Below are 18816 nucleotides of genomic sequence, written 5' to 3' on the forward strand. Positions count from 1 at the left end.
TTTTTACAAATAAAGAAACAAACACAATGAACTTTGAAAAATATATTCGAGATATAAATGATTTTCCAAAAAAAGGAATTGTTTTTAAAGATATTACACCCTTGCTTGGTGATGCCAAAGCTTTTGAAGCCTGTGCAGACCATTTGTCTTCTCTCGTGCATACTCCAATTGACAAAGTAGTTGCAATAGAATCTAGAGGCTTTTTCTTTGGTGGTATAATAGCTCAAAAGTTAAATGCAGGCTTTGTACCGGTTCGCAAAAAAGGAAAACTACCATATGACGTTTTAGAAGTAACATATGAGCTAGAATATGGCAAAGATGTCCTTCAAATCCATAAAGATGCTATACAAAAAGGAGAAAAAGTAGTAATCCATGATGATATATTGGCTACTGGAGGAACAGCAAAAGCTGTATGTGAACTAGTTGAGAGTTTGGGAGGAGAAATTATTCAATGTAATTTTATTGCAATTTTAGAATTTTTGAAAGGAAGAGAAAAAATTGAATACCCTATAAAAAGTCTTTTGAGTTATTGATTCTCGTGAGATGATATTTAGCTGCTTAACATCTTTATTATACTAAATTTCTATACAAAATCAGCCCAATTGGGTATCGGGCTGATAGTTATTGGATTTGTATCTTATCTAATTTATTTTCTTGTAGTAGCAATTATGGCGCCATCTTTTGCCTTTTCCCCATAAATGCTAACAGCTGTTGATGGTTTTAAAAAATCGACATCTACAAGTTTGTCGGATTTTGCATAATTATCTAAAGTTTTAAAATCAGCTTCTTTACCATCGATAATGATTAGTTTTTCAATATCAGGATTGTCGACAAAATTATATTTTTGGTTTTTGAGATTTTGAGAACCTATTGGTTGCCCATTAAAGAAGAAGTTACTATCCTCATTTTCATCAAAAGAAAAAGACTTCATAATCTGATCTTTTAATTTTTGAATATCAAAACTACCTGCTACTGACAACGAATCATTTTCTTCATTAAAATCAAAGATAAAATTATGCTGTTTCATAATGCTATCTAAACTAAAATTAGAAGCACTGAATGCAGCAATATTTCCTAATGCTGAGATATCCGAAGTGCCTTTATTTTTGATGTAAAGATTTCCTCCTTTTGAACCCAATTCTACTTCTGCGATAGGTTGACTTGAGTGCGAAGAATACTGACTTTTAGAATTACCTTGTTTAAGAATAATACTTAATCCCGTAATTTCATTTTTATCATTGTAATTTATTTTTCTAATAATGAGCTCAATGTCATTTTCTGCAAAAAAAGATTTAAGATCTTCTAATTCTTTTTCCGTTGTGTTTTTATTTATAACCGCTTTTATTTCGTTTGATTGAATTCGATTATTCAAAAACTTATAAGAAATATTAGTATATGCTGATGAAAAATATACGTTAAGTATACAAATCCCTAAAATAATCCACCTTTTCATATTGTAATTAAGTTTTGATAATAATAATTTAATTCTAATTACTGAATTGATTGTATAATGTTGCAAAATTGTATGGTTGTTAATCAAGTTAGCCTTGTTTTAGTACATGATATTTTGTAGATATAAGTTTTTGAGTATGATTAACGAGTTTTTAAAACATATTTACTCGTTACGATTTGCTTTCTAAATCTTCTTATTTAATATGATTTTTATTATTAAAAAAGTATTGATATAGTAGTATATTCGCGAACAAATATTTGTTTATGTTTTATAGTATACTATACGTTGTTATTGGGTTTATACTTCTAGTAATAGGAGGGGAGTTTTTGGTTAGGTCTTCTGTTGCTTTATCTTTTAAACTTAAGTTATCTCGAATGGTAATCGGTTTAACTGTGGTTTCTTTTGCTACTTCAGCACCAGAGTTATTGGTTAGTATACAAGCAGCCTTGAATGGCTTGTCGGATATATCTTTAGGAAATGTAGTAGGGTCTAATATCGCCAATATAGGGTTGGTGTTAGGTATGACAGCTATTATTAGCCCTTTGTTGATCGATAAAGATTTTTATAAATTTAATTGGCCGGTAATGGTAGTGTTGTCTTTTACGTTGTATTTGATGTTAAAAAATGATGGGATATTAAATCGAGTAGAAGGTCTGATTCTTTTTTTAGCATTATCGTTATACCTTATCATATTAATTAGAAGGTCGCATAAAGATGGAGACACATCAAAAGAAGTCGATGACTCTTTACAAAAAACATCTAATTTTAAGATCGTAATGTGGCTAATTATTGGTGGTTTATCTTTATATTTTGGATCTGAATTATTGGTTAATGGGGCAGAGGATATTGCCTTACGAATGGGGGTTAGCGAAGGGGTCATTGCGGTAACGCTTATTGCTATCGGAACAAGTGTTCCTGAACTTGCCGCATCGATTATTGCTGCACTAAAACAAGAAAAAGCTATTTCTTTAGGGAATCTTATAGGATCAAATATCTTTAACATCGCATCTGTTTTAGGGATAACTTCTATGATTCAACCAATTACAGTAAAAGATGAAACTCTAATGGAAGTGAATATTTATTGGATGCTGGCTTTTGCAGTTGTGTTATTGCCATTAGCTTTTATTCCTAAAAAAATGATTTTAAGTCGTGTCAAAGGATTATTTATTTTTGGAGCATATTGTATTTTTATAGCCTTAATTTTCTTAAAATAATTTTGAGAAAAAGCATTTAAAAGTATCAGAAACATTCAGTATAGAAAATAAGTTATAAAAAAACCTTTGAGAAATTTCTCAAAGGTTTTTTTGCGTTTAACCAACTTAAGTTTGGTATATTGATTTTTGATTTTATGCTAAAAGTGCCTCAACATCGGCTGTTTTTACAGTTTTAATAATTCTTGCTGCAATTTTATAAGGATCTCCATTTGAAGCTGGACGACGGTCTTCTAACCAACCTTTCCATCCTTTTTCAACTGTAATAATAGGAATTCTTATAGATGCACCTCTATCTGATACTCCATAAGAGAATTCGTTAATAGACTGTGTTTCGTGTTCTCCTGTAAGTCTTTGATCGTTAAACTCACCGTATACTTCGATATGTTCTTTTGTCACAGGCCTGAAAGCTTCACATATCGTTTCATAAACTTCTTTTGATCCGCAAGTTCTCAAGACAGAATTAGAAAAGTTAGCATGCATTCCTGATCCGTTCCAGTCTCCTTTGATTGGTTTTGGATGATATTCTATGTAATATCCATATTTTTCTGTAAGACGATCTAGTAAGTATCTAGCTATCCAAATTTCATCACCGGCTTTTTTCGCTCCTTTTGCAAATAATTGAAACTCCCACTGTCCACTTGCAACTTCTTGATTGATACCTTCAAAATTAAGACCTGCATCGATACATAAATCAGCATGTTCTTCTACAAAAGTTCTACCGTGAGTATTTCTACCTCCAACAGAACAATAATATAGACCCTGTGGTCCAGGATAACCTCCTACCGGAAAGCCTAAAGGTAATTGAGTAGCGCTGTCCATAATGAAGTATTCTTGTTCAAAACCAAACCAAAAATCATTATCATCATCATCAATTGTAGCTCTGGCATTAGATTCATGAGGTGTTCCATCAGCATTTAAAACTTCTGTCATTACCAAATAACCATTTTTTCGAGTTGGATCAGGGTAGATAGCAACAGGCTTTAATAAACAATCAGAAGATCCGCCTTCTGCTTGTTTTGTAGAACTACCATCAAAAGACCACATAGGGCAGTCCTCAAGCTTTCCACTAAAATCCTCCTCGATTTTTGTTTTACTTCTAAGATTAGCAGTTGGTTTGTAACCGTCTAACCAGATATATTCTAATTTAGCTTTACTCATAATTAACACTTTATAAATTGGACTTTTAAAAGAGCTCAAAATTAATTTATCTTTTTATATAACCAAAAAAAATAGGGGTTTTAAAATAATTTTTGAATATATTTTTGTTAACACCCTATTTTTTTAAGGGGTATTTTTAATTTTTATTAAAATGAATAGTAGATATTTTTCAAATTTACAATAGAAACTTCTTTTATCTTTGTAATAAAATTTACTCATAATTATGTCAACACTAAGATTTCAAGCGCTAAAAGAGACGTTAAATCGTCAACCGATTATAGCTACAAATACAGAACGTAGATCTACATTGTTTGGTGAAAATGTGTTTAATCAAACAACGATGTTACAATATCTTACCAAAGATGCCTATACCAGTGTTATTGATGCAATAGAAAATGGTTCTAAAATCGATCGTAGAATTGCTGATCAGATCGCATCAGCAATGAAAGAATGGGCATTGTCAAAAGGAGTAACACATTATACTCATTGGTTTCAGCCTCTTACAGGAGCAACAGCAGAAAAACATGATGCTTTTTTTGAAACTATTGGCAATGGACAAGGAATTGAAAAGTTTGGAGGAGGACAATTGGTACAACAAGAACCGGATGCTTCTTCTTTTCCGAATGGTGGAATCCGAAACACTTTTGAAGCAAGAGGATATACTGCTTGGGATCCAACGTCTCCTGCATTTATTTATGGTACAACATTATGTATTCCTACTGTTTTTGTGGCATATACAGGAGAAGCGTTAGACTATAAAACACCGTTATTAAGAGCATTACAAGCTGTTGATTACGCTGCAACCGCTATTGCAAAATATTTTGATAAGAATGTAAAGAAGGTAAATGCTTCATTGGGATGGGAACAAGAGTATTTTTTGATAGACAATGCTTTAGCGAATTCAAGGCCAGACATTGTTATGACAGGTAGAACACTTTTAGGACATTCTTCTGCCAAAGGACAACAATTGGATGATCATTATTTTGGAAGTATTCCTACACGTGCCTTAGAATATATGAAAGATCTTGAATCAGAATGTATGCTCTTGGGGATTCCTGTAAAAACAAGGCATAATGAAGTAGCCCCTAATCAGTTTGAATTAGCACCTATTTATGAAGAAACTAACTTGGCTGTAGATCATAATTCATTACTTATGGATATTATGAGCAAAGTAGCATCTAGGCATAATCTTAGAGTTTTACTTCATGAAAAACCATTTGCAGGAGTGAATGGATCAGGAAAACACAATAATTGGTCACTTGGCACAAATACAGGGGTTAATTTACTAAGCCCGGGCAAAACTCCAATGAGTAATCTTCAATTCTTAACCTTTTTTATTAATACTATAAAAGCAATAAATGATAATGAAGAATTGATGCGAGCGGGTATAGCTTCTGCTAGTAATGATCATAGATTAGGAGCAAACGAAGCACCACCTGCAATCATGTCTGTTTTTATAGGTAAACAACTCACAGCAGTACTCAAAGAATTAGAAGGAGTTTCTGACGGAAAATTGTCTCCTCAAGAAAAAACCGATCTCAAATTAAATGTAGTAGGAAAAATACCGGAAATATTACTTGATAATACCGATCGTAATAGAACTTCTCCTTTTGCTTTTACCGGAAATAAGTTTGAATTTAGGGCTGTTGGGTCTAAAGCAAATTGTGCTAATCCAATGACGATCCTTAATACAATCGTAGCAAAACAACTCGTAGATTTTAAGATAGAAGTAGATGCTTTGATAGATAAAAAAGGTTTGAAAAAAGATGAGGCAATATTTAATGTGCTGAGAGAATACATCAAACAGTCAAAAGATATCCTTTTTGAAGGCAATGGATATAGTGAAGAATGGGAAAAAGAGGCCAAAAAGAGAGGGCTTAGCAACAATAAAACTACACCAGAAGCACTTAAAGCAAAGGTGGCTCCAAAAAACTTGGAACTTTTTGAGGAAATGAAGGTGATGAACAAAATTGAAGCAGAAGCTCGTTATGAAATAGAAATAGAAGAGTATGTGATGCGTATCCAGATAGAAGGAAGAGTACTTGGAGATATAGCAAGAAATCATGTGATTCCAACAGCGATAAGATATCAAAATATGCTGATAACCAATGTGGCTGGCTTAAAAGATCTGTATGGGAAAGACTTTAAAAAATATACAAAAGAACAGATGGAAATTATTGAAGAAATCTCAGAACATATAGGTAAAATTAATACTAAGGTTAATGAGATGACAGAAAAACGAAGAAAGGCTAATAAACTAGATGATCTAGAGAAGAAAGCATCAGACTACTGTAATAAAGTTAAACCAATGTTTGATGAAATAAGATATAGTTGTGATAAACTAGAACTTTTGGTTGATGATGAATTATGGCCTTTAACAAAATATAGAGAACTTCTTTTTACTAGATAGGTAAGAAATAACTTACAAGTATTATTAGCTGAAAGAATAGGCCAAGAAAGCAATATCTTACAAACCCTTTAAAAGCCATAGAAAGTCCTTTTTCTATGGCTTTTTTACATGTATTTCATCGAATAATTGAATAAATCTCAATAATAGCCTTAATATTTTCCTAAATTTGATTTAATCAAATGATAAATTATTGTTTGATTGTACCCCTTAAACTCAACGTATTTCTATACATAAACCAAAAATAATTGCATTAAGTTTTATTTATAAAACTCTTTTATTTTATATCATGTTTTTTAGAAAAATAAATTCATTCATTCATTATCATTTTAATTTATATTACATATGAAAATAGCAATTTTTAGCTTAACAGCTTTATTGAGTGCAACTGTAGCTGTTGCACAATCAAATAACAGTACAGTTAATCAGACGGGGCAAGACAATATATCTAGTGTTTCGCAATTAGGGGATACTAATGCCTCATTAGTAAATCAAGAAGGTTTAGCAAACAGATCAGAAGTGATTCAAGGTAGTGATGCAGCGGCGTCTTCAGGAGGAGTAGCAGAGCAGACACAAATCGGAGGAAAAAACACAGCATTTATCCATCATGAAGAAATTAATAATCAGGCTCTTCAAAATCAAAACGGTGATGGAAACTCTGCTAGTATTGAACAAAGTCTTCAGTTTTTAGGGTCAGATAATCAAGCACAACAAATTCAGATAGGTAATAATAATGAAGCCACAATAACTCAAGAAGGAGAAAGAAATCTTGCACAGCAATCTCAATCTGGTGATGGTAATAACGGATCTGCAAACCAACAAGGTTTTGATAATGTTAGTGAACTTGTTCAAGTAGGTACTTCTAATATGGCTTCTATAGAGCAAATAGGAACAAATAATATTGGTTCTCAATCACAAGAAGGAGATTCAAACATTGTAACTGCAGAGCAATTTGGCTTAAATAATTCTGTAAGACAAGATCAGCAAGGAGGAGGAAACTCTGCTACTTCTATACAAGGTAGTAGTTTATTCGATTCTAGAGGAGGAAGTATACAACAAATACAGACTGGTGATGAAAATACTGCATTTGCTAACCATGAAGAAGATAACAATATCATTCTTCAAGGACAAAATGGTGATGCCAATATTGCAAGAGCATCTCAAAATTTAGGTTCTCTTGGTGGAGACAATTTTGCTACTCAACTTCAAGAAGGAAATGGGAACACTGCCGAAGTATCTCAAAATAGAGATGAGAATAATTCTGAGCAGATTCAAATAGGAAACGAAAATTTAGCTACAGCTTTACAGAATGGACTAAGTAATGTACTATCACAAACACAATCAGGTGATGGTAATATCGCAGATGCAAATCAGTTTGGTTCAAGTAATTTAGTGAATCAAAATCAAACAGGAAATGGTAATACTGCTAATTCTCAGCAAGGGAGCGGGCTTTTTGATTCAAGAAATGGTATAGTTGATCAACTTCAAGTAGGTAACGAAAACGAAGCTTCAGCTAGACACGAAGAAGATAATAACTCTATAATCCAATCACAATTAGGTGATGGTAACACTGCTTCTGCTACTCAAAATATTGCTTTTTTCGGAGGTCAGAATTCTGTAAGACAATTTCAATCAGGAAATGGTAATACTGCAGAAGCTGTTCAAGAAGGACAAACTGGTGTTCGTGGTGAAAATAATTTAATTACTCAACTTCAATTTGGTGATGAGAATACTGCAGTTTCATTACAAAATGGTATGGGTAATGTAAGCAATATCACACAAAACGGTGTTTTAAACATAGCAAATGATACTCAATCAGGAATGAATAATGTAACTCTTGTAAACCAAGCAGGAAATATGAATATGAGTAACATTATTCAATCAGGAACTAATAATGCTGCTTCAGTTATCCAAAATGGAGGTAACTAGATTTTTAGTAGCATTGATCAAACAATGATCTATTTAGAGTTGTGCTTAATCTTTATTAAGTACGACTCTTTTCTAATTTTTTTAAACCAAAAGAGATGCACGATATAAGACAAATATTATTACTTTTAGTTCTGATTTCTTCTTCACTTAGTTATGCACAAAATACAAATACAGAAGAAAGCTTGATTTTGGATACTGATCAAGATAGATTTATTGCGTTATCTCAAGTCAATAATCTTTTCAATCAGAATGACGCTCAAAGTAATGCTTTGATAAATGATGGTATTAACGCTGTTTTTATTCAACAAATAGGAAATAATAATCTTGTTTTTTCAAACATAACAGCAGAATCCTCAAACGTAAGAATTGTACAAAATGGTGATGAAAATAGAGTCACTATCAATGAGTCGGCCAGAGAGGTTACCAAAACAATTACTCAGCTAGGAACCAATAATGCGATATTAGACGTTTCTTTTAATCCAGAAATATCTACAAATTTAGAACTAACCCAAGAAGGTAATAATTTGAACTTTGAACGATTTGGAAGTAATGAACTTTCAAATAATCTTAAATTTAAGATGTCTGGCGAATCTAGAACCATTATAATTAGAAGTTTCTAGTTTACCACAAAAAAAGAAAAAAGAATGAAACTTCTGTTTTTTATATTAAATATTCTTCTTTGCCAAACTATAACAGCTCAGTTTACTAATACAGAAGTAATAGCTAAGATTAAAACAGAACCATTAGATGATGTCATTTCTATGATTGGCACTGCAACAAATACGACAGAAATCTATAAAAGCTTAACATACAAAATGTCTGTTTTTAGAACAGATGTAAACAATAATGTATCGACTACTAACCAAGAAGGTAGGTTTACTTTAGAGACTAATGAAACAAAAGAGCTTTCGACAACCACAATCAATACAAACGAGCAATATAAAATAGTAATATTACTTTTGATCTATGAAGATGAAAAGATAGTAGGAAAAGATAGAGTATCTTTCAATGAAAAAATAATAGAAAAACAAAAAACAAAAGCTGTAGAGGAAGACGCTGATGATGGTATTGAACTTAAAGGAATAGTAATAGAAGAGACCAAAACTAAACCCGGAAAAGATTTTTACGATTTTTTTTACAACTCATATACGCTAAATCAAATTAATGGAAACAAAATTGTTGCTGTTTATGAAAAATTAAGTTTTGGGCGTAGCACAATCATACAGGTAAAAATAGAAGATAATCTAATACACGAGTTTTTAGGCAAACCCGATTTGGAATATTTAGAACAAATGTCGAAAATTGCAATACGTAAAGTATATAAATATTTTAAGGACCAAAAGAAACAGAAAAAAGATATTTTTCAGTATTAAAAGATGATTATACAGTTTAGAAGATCATCAACAAATTATAGCATACAAGTTTACACATATGAAGTCAATATTAATTACCCTTTTCTTTATATTCTTTGTATTTGACCAATCTTTTGGACAAGATTTGGTGTATAGGCCCAAAAATCCTGCATTTGGAGGTGATACATTCAATTACCAATGGTTATTAAGTTCTGCAGAAGCACAAAACACATTTACAGATGAGTCTGAGCAATCAAGAGATCAAAGATCTGATGTAGAGCGATTTACAGAAAATTTAAATAATCAATTATTAAATAGAATATCTCGTACCCTTTTTAGTGAGCAATTTGGCGAAGAGGGATTAAGAGAAGGAACATTTAGTTTTGGGACCCTTTTTGTAGAAATTTTTCCATCGGGAGAAGGGTTGGTTATTAATATTTTGGATACCAGTAATGGTGATCAGTCTCAAGTAATAATTCCTAATTAATTTTTTAATGTACTATAAAGTTTATAAAGCAATTACAATTATACTTTGTGTGTTTTTGTTATCAAGTTGTGGAACTTATTTTAATCAACCTATTGTCAAAGAAGATGCAAGGATAGGTGAAGACACAAAAATAACACCAGCATTAAGAAATTTACCTTCACCAGTAGAACCAGTTGTTGTAGGGGTATATAAATTTAGAGATCAAACAGGACAATATAAACCCACAGAAAGCGGTAATACATTTAGTACTGCAGTAACTCAAGGGGCTACAACAATCCTCATAAAAGCTCTTGAAGATTCAAAATGGTTTGTACCAATAGAAAGAGAAAACCTAAGTAACTTATTGAATGAGCGTAATATTATAAGATCTACTCGCAAAGAATATAGAAAAACAACAAACCCAAACGAACCGCAATTACCACCATTACTATACGCAGGTGTAATTCTTGAAGGTGGTATCGTGTCATATGATTCAAATATTATAACTGGTGGATTAGGAGCCCGGTATTTTGGAATAGGAGCATCAACACAATATAGACAAGATAGGATTACTATTTATTTGAGAGCTGTTTCGACATCCAGTGGTAAGATTTTAAAAACGGTTTATGTATCCAAAACGATTTTATCTCAAGCACTCGATGCTAATTTCTTTAGATACGTAAGATTTAGAAGATTACTAGAAGCAGAAACAGGTTTTACCAAGAATGAACCTGCTCAAATGGCAGTTTCTGAAGCAATCGAAAAAGCAGTAGAGTCACTTGTTATAGAAGGTATAGAAGATAAACTATGGGCGGCAAAAGCAGATACAAATGTTATAAATACTTTGCTCAAAACATATAATGATGAGAAAAATGAGGCTCAAAGTACTAAATTGTATGATAGGTATTTCAAAGAACGAAGGTCAAAAGTTTCTGCTTTTGTAAAAGGAGGAACGGCTTTAATTAGTGGAGATTTTAATAATCCAGAATTTACATACGCCGCACAGATAGGAGGTAGATGGTACTTTAATCCTTATATTAATGTGAATGCAAGTTTACATAAGTTTGAACTCACAAACGAAATTTCATTTTCGCAAGGGTTTAATGCTTTTGATCTGAATGCAGAACTTAATTTTTTACCATTTGAAAAATTATCTCCTTTCCTTTATGGAGGAGCAGGAGTAGTTAACGATGATGATTTTGATAACTCATTATTTAAGTTTCAATATGGAGGAGGTATCGAATATTTGGTTTCTGATAAAATCGGATTATCCCTAAATGCTACACATAATTTGGTATTAAGTGATAAATTAGATACTGTAGAGCAAGGAAAAAGAGATGATCAATATTTTAATTTTTCTTTAGGGATCAATTGGTATTTTGGTAATCCTATTAAAAAGAAAAAGAAGTAATAGCATAAAATAGAATAGAAAATAAATGAAACCAATACTCAAAATAATAACGATTTTTTTTACTCTTCTATTTGTTTTTTCTTGTAGTGAAGACACAATTGATCAAGAAGGATTTGGGGCAGTAAGTGGGAGAGTAGTTAAAACAGGGACTAATGAACCTTTAGAAAACGTAAAAATCTCTACAAATCCTTCGTCTAGTACAGTTTTTACAGATGAAGATGGATTTTATCGTTTAGAGAATATCCCTGTAGGAGATTATTCTTTGTCAGCCCAAAAAGATGGTCTATTAGCAGCGTTTGAGCCTATCACAATATTAGTAGATATAGAATTGGAGAAGGTTTTTGAAATGGAAGTGTCTACTGCAAATAATAGATCTCCAGAACCTCCAACATTAATAGAGCCTGTTGACAATGCAGAAAATATCCCTATAGAAGTTAAATTATTGTGGACATCAAAAGACCCTGACGAAGATGATACTCTAACCTATACTGTCACATTACGTAATGATCAAGATAGTAATGTAGAACGTTTTGAGAGTATTACAGATACGACCTTTACTTTATCTAACCTTTCTTTTGGTAGAAAATACTTCTGGCAAGTAAGTGCTAGTGACGGAATTAACAGTCCAGTAAATAGTGAGACATTTGTTTTTGAAACGACCAATGTGACTAATAATAGAGTAATCTATACCAGGATTGTAAATGGTAATAGTGTTATTTATTCTGCAAATGAAAGTGGAGAGACAGAAATCCCTTTAACATCGGTATCAAAAAATAGTTTTAGGCCAAGGCGTAACATAGCAACAAGAAAAATAGCTTTTTTACAGTCAGTTGGATCTCAAACACATCTTTTTACGATGAATGAAGATGGTTCAGACATCAAGCAAGTAACATCATCAATTGGTGTTTCTGGTTTTAATCTAGAGGAAATTGATTTTTCGTGGTCAGAAGGAGGAGCACAACTGTTGTTTCCAAATCAAGATAGATTATATGCTATTAATGTTGATGGAAGCGGTCAAACTGAAATTTACAGAACATCTGGAAATTTAATTACCGAAGTTGATAAAAACGATAATGCAGGAATTATAGCATTAAAAACAAATGATCTTGATGGCTATTCGGTAGAAATTATTACTATTAATGAATCCGGAGTACTACAAAATACAATCCTTACCGGAGAAAACGGTGCAGCAGGAGGGATCAACCTATCTGCAGATGGTAATCAATTGTTATACACGCGAGATGTATCGGGAACAGAAGATCCTACAACATATCGACAGTTAGATTCGCAGTTATTCATTTATAATATTAGTGGAACTTCTCTTACAAACATATCAACAGATAAACCTTTAGGGACAAATGATCTGGATCCTCGATTTTCGCCTAATGAAGCAAGTGTTATTTTTGTAAATACATCAAATGATGGGATTTCTATAAAAAATATAGTGACTGTGCCTCTTGATGATCTTGATGCTAGAGTAACACTAATAGAAAATGCTTCAATGCCGGATTGGGAATAAGATAATTTTAAAATCTGAATTCTGAATTCTGAAATTCAATTATCTTTGCGTTTTAATTTTTAATACAATGAGTGAAGAAGTAAGTAAACGCTACGCCCAACGTGGTGTTTCTGCATCCAAAGAAGATGTACATAGTGCAATTAAGAATATAGACAAAGGGCTTTTTCCAAAAGCATTCTGTAAAATTGTCCCCGATTATCTTACAGGAGACAAAGATCATTGCCTAATTATGCATGCAGATGGTGCAGGTACAAAATCTTCTCTCGCCTATATGTATTGGAAAGAAACTGGAGACTTATCTGTATGGAAAGGTATCGCGCAAGATGCATTAATTATGAATATTGATGATCTCTTATGTGTCGGGGCAACAGACAATATTATGTTATCTTCTACAATTGGTAGAAATAAAAACCTGATTCCCGGCGAGGTGATTTCTGCAATTATTAATGGTACAGAAGAGTTAATTAAAGAACTTAGTGAATATGGAGTAGAAATTCATTCTACAGGAGGCGAAACGGCTGATGTTGGAGATTTAGTAAGAACAATAATAGTGGATTCTACAGTTACTGCCCGAATGAAACGTGAAGACGTTATCGATAATGCTAATATACAAGAAGGAGACGTAATAGTTGGTCTATCTTCTTTTGGTCAAGCTACTTATGAGAAAGAGTATAATGGTGGTATGGGTAGTAATGGGCTTACATCTGCGCGTCATGATGTTTTTGCAAAAGATCTTGCAAATAAATATCCCGAAAGTTTTGATCCTTCTGTACCATCAGACTTAGTTTATTCAGGAAAAACAGGTTTGCAAGATGAGGTTCTAGACTCACCAATAGATGCGGGTAAACTTGTACTATCGCCTACACGTACTTATGCTCCAATTATAAAGAAAATATTGTCAAAGTTCGATAGCACAACAATTCATGGAATGGTACACTGTAGTGGTGGAGCACAAACCAAAATCCTACACTTTATAGATAACTTACATATTATCAAAGATAATTTATTTGATGTACCCCCACTTTTTAGATTAATACAGGAAAACTCTGGTACAGACTGGAAAGAAATGTATCAAGTATTTAATATGGGACATCGTATGGAATTGTATGTATCTCAAGAAACTGCAGAAGAGATTATTTCAATTTCCAAAAGTTTTAACGTAGATGCACAGATCGTTGGTAGAGTAGAGACTTCTAAAGAAAAGAAGTTAACGATACAAAGTCAGTTCGGGACATATACATATCAGTAGCATTATTTGAGCTTTTTTGAGTATTTGTTTTTTAGAAATTCAAGTTTTGGAGTTATATATTTTTTACAAAAAGGTTTTTCTGGATTCTGCTCATGATAATTGATAAGTTCTTTTCTAGATGCTGAAAAGCCATTATATGGTAGGATCCGAGTAATTATTTTGTCGTCAAAATCCTGCTGTAATTCTTCGAGGTATACTTTGATATTACTTTCGTTCATCGTATCAAAATAATAGATAGCGCTACGATACTTTTTTCTAAAACTATGATTAGATGTACTATGATGAGTGTGTAAGTGGATAGTGATGAGGTCTTTTAATGAAATGATGTAAGGTGTAAAAGTAACAATTACAGCTTCAGAAAAAGTTGAATTTTCGTTAGTGCTTTTGATATATCCTTGTTCTACATGCGTTATTCCTTTTAAAGACTGAAAAACAGCTTCAGTACACCAATGGCAACCTCCGCCAAAACCTATTTTTAGAGTATCTTTTTGCATTTTTAATTTGTTATAAAAATATTAGAATATAGCACATTTAATGTAAAACATTATGATGGTTAAGTTTATTAACTAATAGGCATTTATTTTTAAAAGATATATGTACATTAGAAACGTGTAATTTTTCAATATTAAATGTCAGATATCATTAAGTTTTACAGTTTAGCCCACATATATATATCTTTGATAGGGGGAATATTATTATTGGCGATCTGGTATAATATAAGAAAACGTTTCAGACAGTTTTTAGAAGAAGATGATTCACAAAAAAGAATAGATAAAGGCTTATTATATTTGAGTATAGCTCTTTTTGTATGGGTGTTTTCAGGAACCTGGATTTATTTAGCAAATCTATTTTTATTTGAAAAAACTATTGTTTATGATATCGGATATAGTCTTTTTTCAGTTTTGAATACGTTAGCATTGTTATTGGCATTATTTTATTTTGATTTTGCACCAAGGTTTTTATATAAGAATAAGAAAAATACCATTGTATTGATGTTATTAGTGATTATAGTTTCTGCAATAACATTTATTTTAATTCAAAAGTTTAAAGAAAATCCTGTCATCGAAGGAGTTCGATTAAGCGGAATACCTGATTTAGTACTTTCTTGTTTTTTGATGTATCTACTAATTGTATCTTTTTACAAGACCTTTATGAATAGGGGGCTTAAGTTGGTGGCTGTTATTTCTGTATTAACGTTTTTATTGATGTTGATATCACAATTGCCTGATGTGTTTTTGTTTATAGATGACACGCTTTATGAACATTTGATTAAAATCATCGCAAAAACTTCATTTATTTCGATATTTCTGGTATTAGCGACAAGTTGGGTGATTCAATTAGCATTAACCCCTAAGCCAAGCGAAATGACGATTAAATTTTTGGATTGGTCATTGGTTAAAATGACAATTCCATCAAAAGAAATCTATGATCAAACGATTGATTTTGGTTCAAAAACTACTCAATATAAAAACTTGTTGAAGTTTGCCATAAAACGAAAATATGAAAATGGCGAAATGCAATATGTACTCGTAAATTCTGGAGGTGAAATAAAAAGTCAGACCTATTTAACCAGAATCATTGATAATATCAATACGATTTTACAATTACAAAATACTTCTCAGCTAGAACGAAAAGACTTGTTTACATTTATGGGGCAAGGAAAATATCGTTTACGGGTGATTCCTGAAAATATTGATATTGATCCGATGCTTCTAGACGAATTCTCTCAAAAATAATCTTAAAAATAAAATTTGTAACTATTTGTAACCGATTGTTAATAATAACAATTAAGTATAAATTACTATTTTTTGACACACTTCTTTTTATTGTATTTAAACTATTCCTGTTTTGTGTTTTAATCATGTAAACACATCATATGGAATCAAATTATGCCAATGTAGAGACTCAAGAAATATTCGGTCACCCAAAAGGATTATTGTATCTTTTTTTTGCAGAATTATGGGAAAGATTTTCTTTTTATGGTATGAAAGCACTCTTGGTGCTATATATGACCAAGAGTTTATTATATTCAGATGATAAGTCATTTGGTATTATGGCGGCATATATGTCTTTGGTATATGTAACACCTATGATCGGGGGAATGATAGCGGATAAATATTTAGGATATAGAAAATCAATTATACTAGGAGGTGTATTGATGGCGGCGGGTCATTTTTTTCTTACCATAGAGTACCCTGTCTTTTTTTATGGATCACTGGCTTTGATCATTGTCGGAAATGGATTTTTTAAGCCTAATATTTCTACAATGGTCGGAACTTTGTATACAGAAGGGGATAAACGAAGAGATTCAGGATTTACTATTTTTTATCTAGGAATTAACTTAGGAGGAGCTATTGCTCCATTGGTTTGCGCTTGGATCGCAGAAATATACGGTTGGCATTATGGGTTTCTACTTGCCGGGATAGGAATGCTGGCGGGTCTATTTGTGTTTAAAAAAGGTACACAATCTTCAGTTTTTGGAAACAAAGGGTTAGTGCCTAATATAGATCATTACAAGAAAAAGACATTCGGACTCAATAGAGGAGGGTTAATTTGGTTGCTGTCTTGGGGTTCAGTGCCTTTATTTGCTTTGATTATAAAATTTAATGAATTTGAACATTATTTGGTATGGATTGCGTCTATATTTTTGATTACCTACATTGGTTATATTATGATCAAGGTCACAACTAAAGAGCGAAAAAGATTACTGGTAGCAGTCTATTTTACAGGTCTATACGCACTTTTTGCTGCAGTTTTTGAACAAGCAGGCAGTTCAATTACATTATTTGCGGATAGAAATATAAATCTAATCGGGATCAATGCAGCGCAAACCAATAGCATTAATTCTATTTGGATTGTTCTATTAGCCTTTCCTTTTGCAGGTTTATGGACATTTTTAAATAAGAAAAGAATAAATCCAAATTCTGCTGTCAAATTTGGCTTAGGAATGTTGTTTCTAGGTCTCGGTTTTGTAATCTTCGGGTTCTCTGCACAAGGAGTAGATGAATTTGCTAAAACGCCAATGTTTTATTTAGTTTTTGGGTATTTTATAGTGACCGTAGGTGAATTGTTTTTATCACCTATAGGACTTTCTAAAATTACAGAATTATCTCCCTTACAATACGTTACGTTTATAATGGGAGTTTGGTTTTCTGCTAATTTTTACGGTCATTTTTTTGCTGGGAAAATAGCGAAGCTTACTACTGTAAAAGTAGGGGAAACAAATCCGTTTTCGCAAGGAGTATTAGGTAAAATAACTGAAATCATAACAGGGATGTCTGAATCTGTATTGTATGAAAATACAAATGAAACATTCCTGCAATTATATTCTTATGTATCGGTATATTCAAATTTTGGCGTGATCACTATGGGCATAGGGGTTTTTGCGCTAATGATTTCACCTTTTATAAAAAGATTGATGGAAGGAGTACATTAGAAAAACATCCTTAGATTCTCACAGATCATATGTAATTTGGACAAAAAAGCTTATTTTTGTAGCTATCCACAGACAGGACTGATTTACTATGATTGATAAATTAAATATTGTAAAGCAACGATTTGATGAAGTGAGTGATTTAATCATTCAACCAGATATCATTGCTGATCAAAAAAGATACATTAAATTAAATAAAGAGTACAAAGATCTCAAAGCCATTATGGACGAGAGAGATCGATATATCGAGCTAACAGATAATCTTAAAGAAGCTGAAGAAATTATTTCTGATGGAAGCGATGCAGAAATGGTAGAAATGGCCAAAATGCAGTTAGAAGAGGCTAAAGAAGAATTACCGGCCTTAGAAGAAAAGATTCGATTTATGTTAGTGCCGAAAGACCCCGAAGATGCTAAAAATTGCGTGGTCGAAATTCGTGCTGGTACTGGTGGTGATGAAGCTAGTATTTTTGCAGGAGACCTTTTTAGAATGTATACCAAATATTGCGAAGGTAAAGGATGGAATACAAGTGTTGTGGATCTTAATGAAGGAACAAGCGGTGGTTACAAAGAAATTATTTTTGAAGTCAACGGAGAAGACGCTTATGGTACTATGAAGTTTGAAGCAGGAGTACACCGTGTACAAAGAGTACCTCAGACAGAAACACAAGGTCGTGTGCATACTAGTGCTGCAACTGTTATGGTGCTTCCTGAGGCAGAAGAATTTGATGTAGAATTGGATATGAATGAAGTTCGTATTGAGAGAACTACTTCTACAGGACCGGGAGGACAATCTGTAAATACAACATATTCTGCAATCAAGTTACATCATGAACCTACTGGAATGATCGTAAGTTGTCAGGATCAAAAGTCCTCGCATAAAAATTTAGAAAAAGCACTTAAAGTACTTCGATCTAGATTATATGAGTTGGAGTTGGCAAAAAAGCAAGCAGCTGATTCTGAAAAACGTAAAAGTATGGTTTCCTCAGGAGATCGATCAGCAAAGATTAGAACCTATAATTATCCGCAAGGTCGTGTTACAGATCATAGAATTGGTCTTACACTATATGATTTAGGAAATATTATCGATGGTGATATACAAAAGATAATAGATGAGCTTCAATTAGTAGAAAACACAGAAAAACTCAAAGAATCAAACGAGGTTTTCTAACGGATTAGAAAGATTATCTATCAAAAACAAAAAAAGCATCATAATTTTTTTATGATG

The 18816-nt window shown here is 32.3% G+C and carries 16 protein-coding genes; 13 read left to right on the forward strand and 3 right to left on the reverse strand.

The window, feature by feature from the left end; all coding sequences use genetic code 11:
- The first annotated feature begins 26 nt into the window (after positions 1-26).
- Entirely contained in the window at positions 27-533 is a 507-nt protein-coding gene (locus FHK87_RS16510; protein WP_140594868.1) for an adenine phosphoribosyltransferase, read from the forward strand.
- Between the two features lie 113 nt (positions 534-646).
- On the opposite strand, the gene FHK87_RS16515 is transcribed toward FHK87_RS16510, so the two are convergent.
- Positions 647-1453: a hypothetical protein gene (locus FHK87_RS16515; RefSeq protein WP_140594869.1), complete on the reverse strand. Its 807-nt coding sequence runs from the start codon at positions 1451-1453 to the stop codon at positions 647-649.
- A 263-nt stretch (positions 1454-1716) separates the two neighbouring features.
- Here FHK87_RS16515 and FHK87_RS16520 point away from each other — a divergent pair, with 263 nt between their 5' ends.
- The gene (locus tag FHK87_RS16520) at positions 1717-2667 is read left to right on the forward strand and encodes a calcium/sodium antiporter (RefSeq protein ID WP_140594870.1); all 951 of its coding nucleotides are present in this window, start codon (positions 1717-1719) and stop codon (positions 2665-2667) included.
- 132 nt (positions 2668-2799) lie between these two features.
- Here FHK87_RS16520 and FHK87_RS16525 read toward each other — a convergent pair whose 3' ends face one another.
- A complete protein-coding gene (locus FHK87_RS16525; protein WP_140594871.1) occupies positions 2800-3825 on the reverse strand; it encodes a glutamine synthetase beta-grasp domain-containing protein in 1026 nt (341 codons plus the stop codon).
- 223 nt (positions 3826-4048) lie between these two features.
- Between FHK87_RS16525 and FHK87_RS16530 the strand changes: the two genes are divergently transcribed.
- From FHK87_RS16530 to FHK87_RS16565, 8 genes are all read left to right on the forward strand, one after another.
- Entirely contained in the window at positions 4049-6235 is a 2187-nt protein-coding gene (locus tag FHK87_RS16530) for a glutamine synthetase III family protein (RefSeq protein ID WP_140594872.1), read from the forward strand.
- A gap of 342 nt (positions 6236-6577) precedes the next feature.
- A complete protein-coding gene (locus FHK87_RS16535; RefSeq protein WP_140594873.1) occupies positions 6578-8161 on the forward strand; it encodes a hypothetical protein in 1584 nt (527 codons plus the stop codon).
- 95 nt (positions 8162-8256) lie between these two features.
- Positions 8257-8781: a hypothetical protein gene (locus tag FHK87_RS16540; RefSeq protein ID WP_140594874.1), complete on the forward strand. Its 525-nt coding sequence runs from the start codon at positions 8257-8259 to the stop codon at positions 8779-8781.
- A gap of 24 nt (positions 8782-8805) precedes the next feature.
- The gene (locus FHK87_RS16545) at positions 8806-9534 is read left to right on the forward strand and encodes a CsgE family curli-type amyloid fiber assembly protein (RefSeq protein ID WP_140594875.1); all 729 of its coding nucleotides are present in this window, start codon (positions 8806-8808) and stop codon (positions 9532-9534) included.
- Between the two features lie 58 nt (positions 9535-9592).
- Positions 9593-10000: a curli production assembly/transport component CsgF gene (locus FHK87_RS16550; protein ID WP_140594876.1), complete on the forward strand. Its 408-nt coding sequence runs from the start codon at positions 9593-9595 to the stop codon at positions 9998-10000.
- Positions 10001-10007: 7 nt separating this feature from the next.
- Complete coding sequence (locus FHK87_RS16555; protein WP_140594877.1) at positions 10008-11390, forward strand: CsgG/HfaB family protein; 1383 nt, start codon at positions 10008-10010, stop codon at positions 11388-11390.
- Positions 11391-11415: 25 nt separating this feature from the next.
- Positions 11416-12909, forward strand: a complete 1494-nt coding sequence (locus tag FHK87_RS16560; protein WP_140594878.1) for a carboxypeptidase regulatory-like domain-containing protein — start codon at positions 11416-11418, stop codon at positions 12907-12909.
- Positions 12910-12976: 67 nt separating this feature from the next.
- Complete coding sequence (locus tag FHK87_RS16565) at positions 12977-14158, forward strand: AIR synthase related protein (protein ID WP_140594879.1); 1182 nt, start codon at positions 12977-12979, stop codon at positions 14156-14158.
- 2 nt (positions 14159-14160) lie between these two features.
- Here the strand turns inward: FHK87_RS16565 and FHK87_RS16570 are convergent, their stop codons facing one another.
- Positions 14161-14652 (reverse strand): peptide-methionine (S)-S-oxide reductase, encoded by a 492-nt coding sequence (locus FHK87_RS16570; RefSeq protein WP_140594880.1) that lies wholly within the window; start codon positions 14650-14652, stop codon positions 14161-14163.
- Between the two features lie 135 nt (positions 14653-14787).
- Between FHK87_RS16570 and FHK87_RS16575 the strand changes: the two genes are divergently transcribed.
- The 3 genes from FHK87_RS16575 to prfA all read left to right on the forward strand — a co-directional run bounded on the left by FHK87_RS16575 (position 14788) and on the right by prfA (position 18759).
- Positions 14788-15894: a hypothetical protein gene (locus FHK87_RS16575; protein WP_140594881.1), complete on the forward strand. Its 1107-nt coding sequence runs from the start codon at positions 14788-14790 to the stop codon at positions 15892-15894.
- Between the two features lie 140 nt (positions 15895-16034).
- The gene (locus tag FHK87_RS16580) at positions 16035-17594 is read left to right on the forward strand and encodes a peptide MFS transporter (protein ID WP_140594882.1); all 1560 of its coding nucleotides are present in this window, start codon (positions 16035-16037) and stop codon (positions 17592-17594) included.
- A gap of 88 nt (positions 17595-17682) precedes the next feature.
- Positions 17683-18759: a peptide chain release factor 1 gene (gene prfA / locus FHK87_RS16585; RefSeq protein WP_140594883.1), complete on the forward strand. Its 1077-nt coding sequence runs from the start codon at positions 17683-17685 to the stop codon at positions 18757-18759.
- Positions 18760-18816: the final 57 nt, after the last annotated feature.

Source organism: Aquimarina algicola (genome assembly GCF_006443095.1).
Classification (GTDB): Bacteria; Bacteroidota; Bacteroidia; order Flavobacteriales; family Flavobacteriaceae; genus Aquimarina; species Aquimarina algicola.

What these genes read in the sequence shown, in the direction of transcription:
- FHK87_RS16535 (WP_140594873.1), top strand. Translation starts at nt 6,578, where the DNA reads ATGAAAATAGCAATTTTTAGCTTAACAGCTTTATTGAGTGCAACTGTA.
- FHK87_RS16520 (WP_140594870.1), top strand. Translation starts at nt 1,717, where the DNA reads ATGTTTTATAGTATACTATACGTTGTTATTGGGTTTATACTTCTAGTA.
- FHK87_RS16580 (WP_140594882.1), top strand. Translation starts at nt 16,035, where the DNA reads ATGGAATCAAATTATGCCAATGTAGAGACTCAAGAAATATTCGGTCAC.
- FHK87_RS16530 (WP_140594872.1), top strand. Translation starts at nt 4,049, where the DNA reads ATGTCAACACTAAGATTTCAAGCGCTAAAAGAGACGTTAAATCGTCAA.
- FHK87_RS16565 (WP_140594879.1), top strand. Translation starts at nt 12,977, where the DNA reads ATGAGTGAAGAAGTAAGTAAACGCTACGCCCAACGTGGTGTTTCTGCA.
- FHK87_RS16540 (WP_140594874.1), top strand. Translation starts at nt 8,257, where the DNA reads ATGCACGATATAAGACAAATATTATTACTTTTAGTTCTGATTTCTTCT.
- FHK87_RS16575 (WP_140594881.1), top strand. Translation starts at nt 14,788, where the DNA reads ATGTCAGATATCATTAAGTTTTACAGTTTAGCCCACATATATATATCT.
- FHK87_RS16545 (WP_140594875.1), top strand. Translation starts at nt 8,806, where the DNA reads ATGAAACTTCTGTTTTTTATATTAAATATTCTTCTTTGCCAAACTATA.
- FHK87_RS16555 (WP_140594877.1), top strand. Translation starts at nt 10,008, where the DNA reads ATGTACTATAAAGTTTATAAAGCAATTACAATTATACTTTGTGTGTTT.
- FHK87_RS16525 (WP_140594871.1), bottom strand. Translation starts at nt 3,825, where the DNA reads ATGAGTAAAGCTAAATTAGAATATATCTGGTTAGACGGTTACAAACCA.
- prfA (WP_140594883.1), top strand. Translation starts at nt 17,683, where the DNA reads ATGATTGATAAATTAAATATTGTAAAGCAACGATTTGATGAAGTGAGT.
- FHK87_RS16550 (WP_140594876.1), top strand. Translation starts at nt 9,593, where the DNA reads ATGAAGTCAATATTAATTACCCTTTTCTTTATATTCTTTGTATTTGAC.
- FHK87_RS16570 (WP_140594880.1), bottom strand. Translation starts at nt 14,652, where the DNA reads ATGCAAAAAGATACTCTAAAAATAGGTTTTGGCGGAGGTTGCCATTGG.
- FHK87_RS16560 (WP_140594878.1), top strand. Translation starts at nt 11,416, where the DNA reads ATGAAACCAATACTCAAAATAATAACGATTTTTTTTACTCTTCTATTT.
- FHK87_RS16510 (WP_140594868.1), top strand. Translation starts at nt 27, where the DNA reads ATGAACTTTGAAAAATATATTCGAGATATAAATGATTTTCCAAAAAAA.
- FHK87_RS16515 (WP_140594869.1), bottom strand. Translation starts at nt 1,453, where the DNA reads ATGAAAAGGTGGATTATTTTAGGGATTTGTATACTTAACGTATATTTT.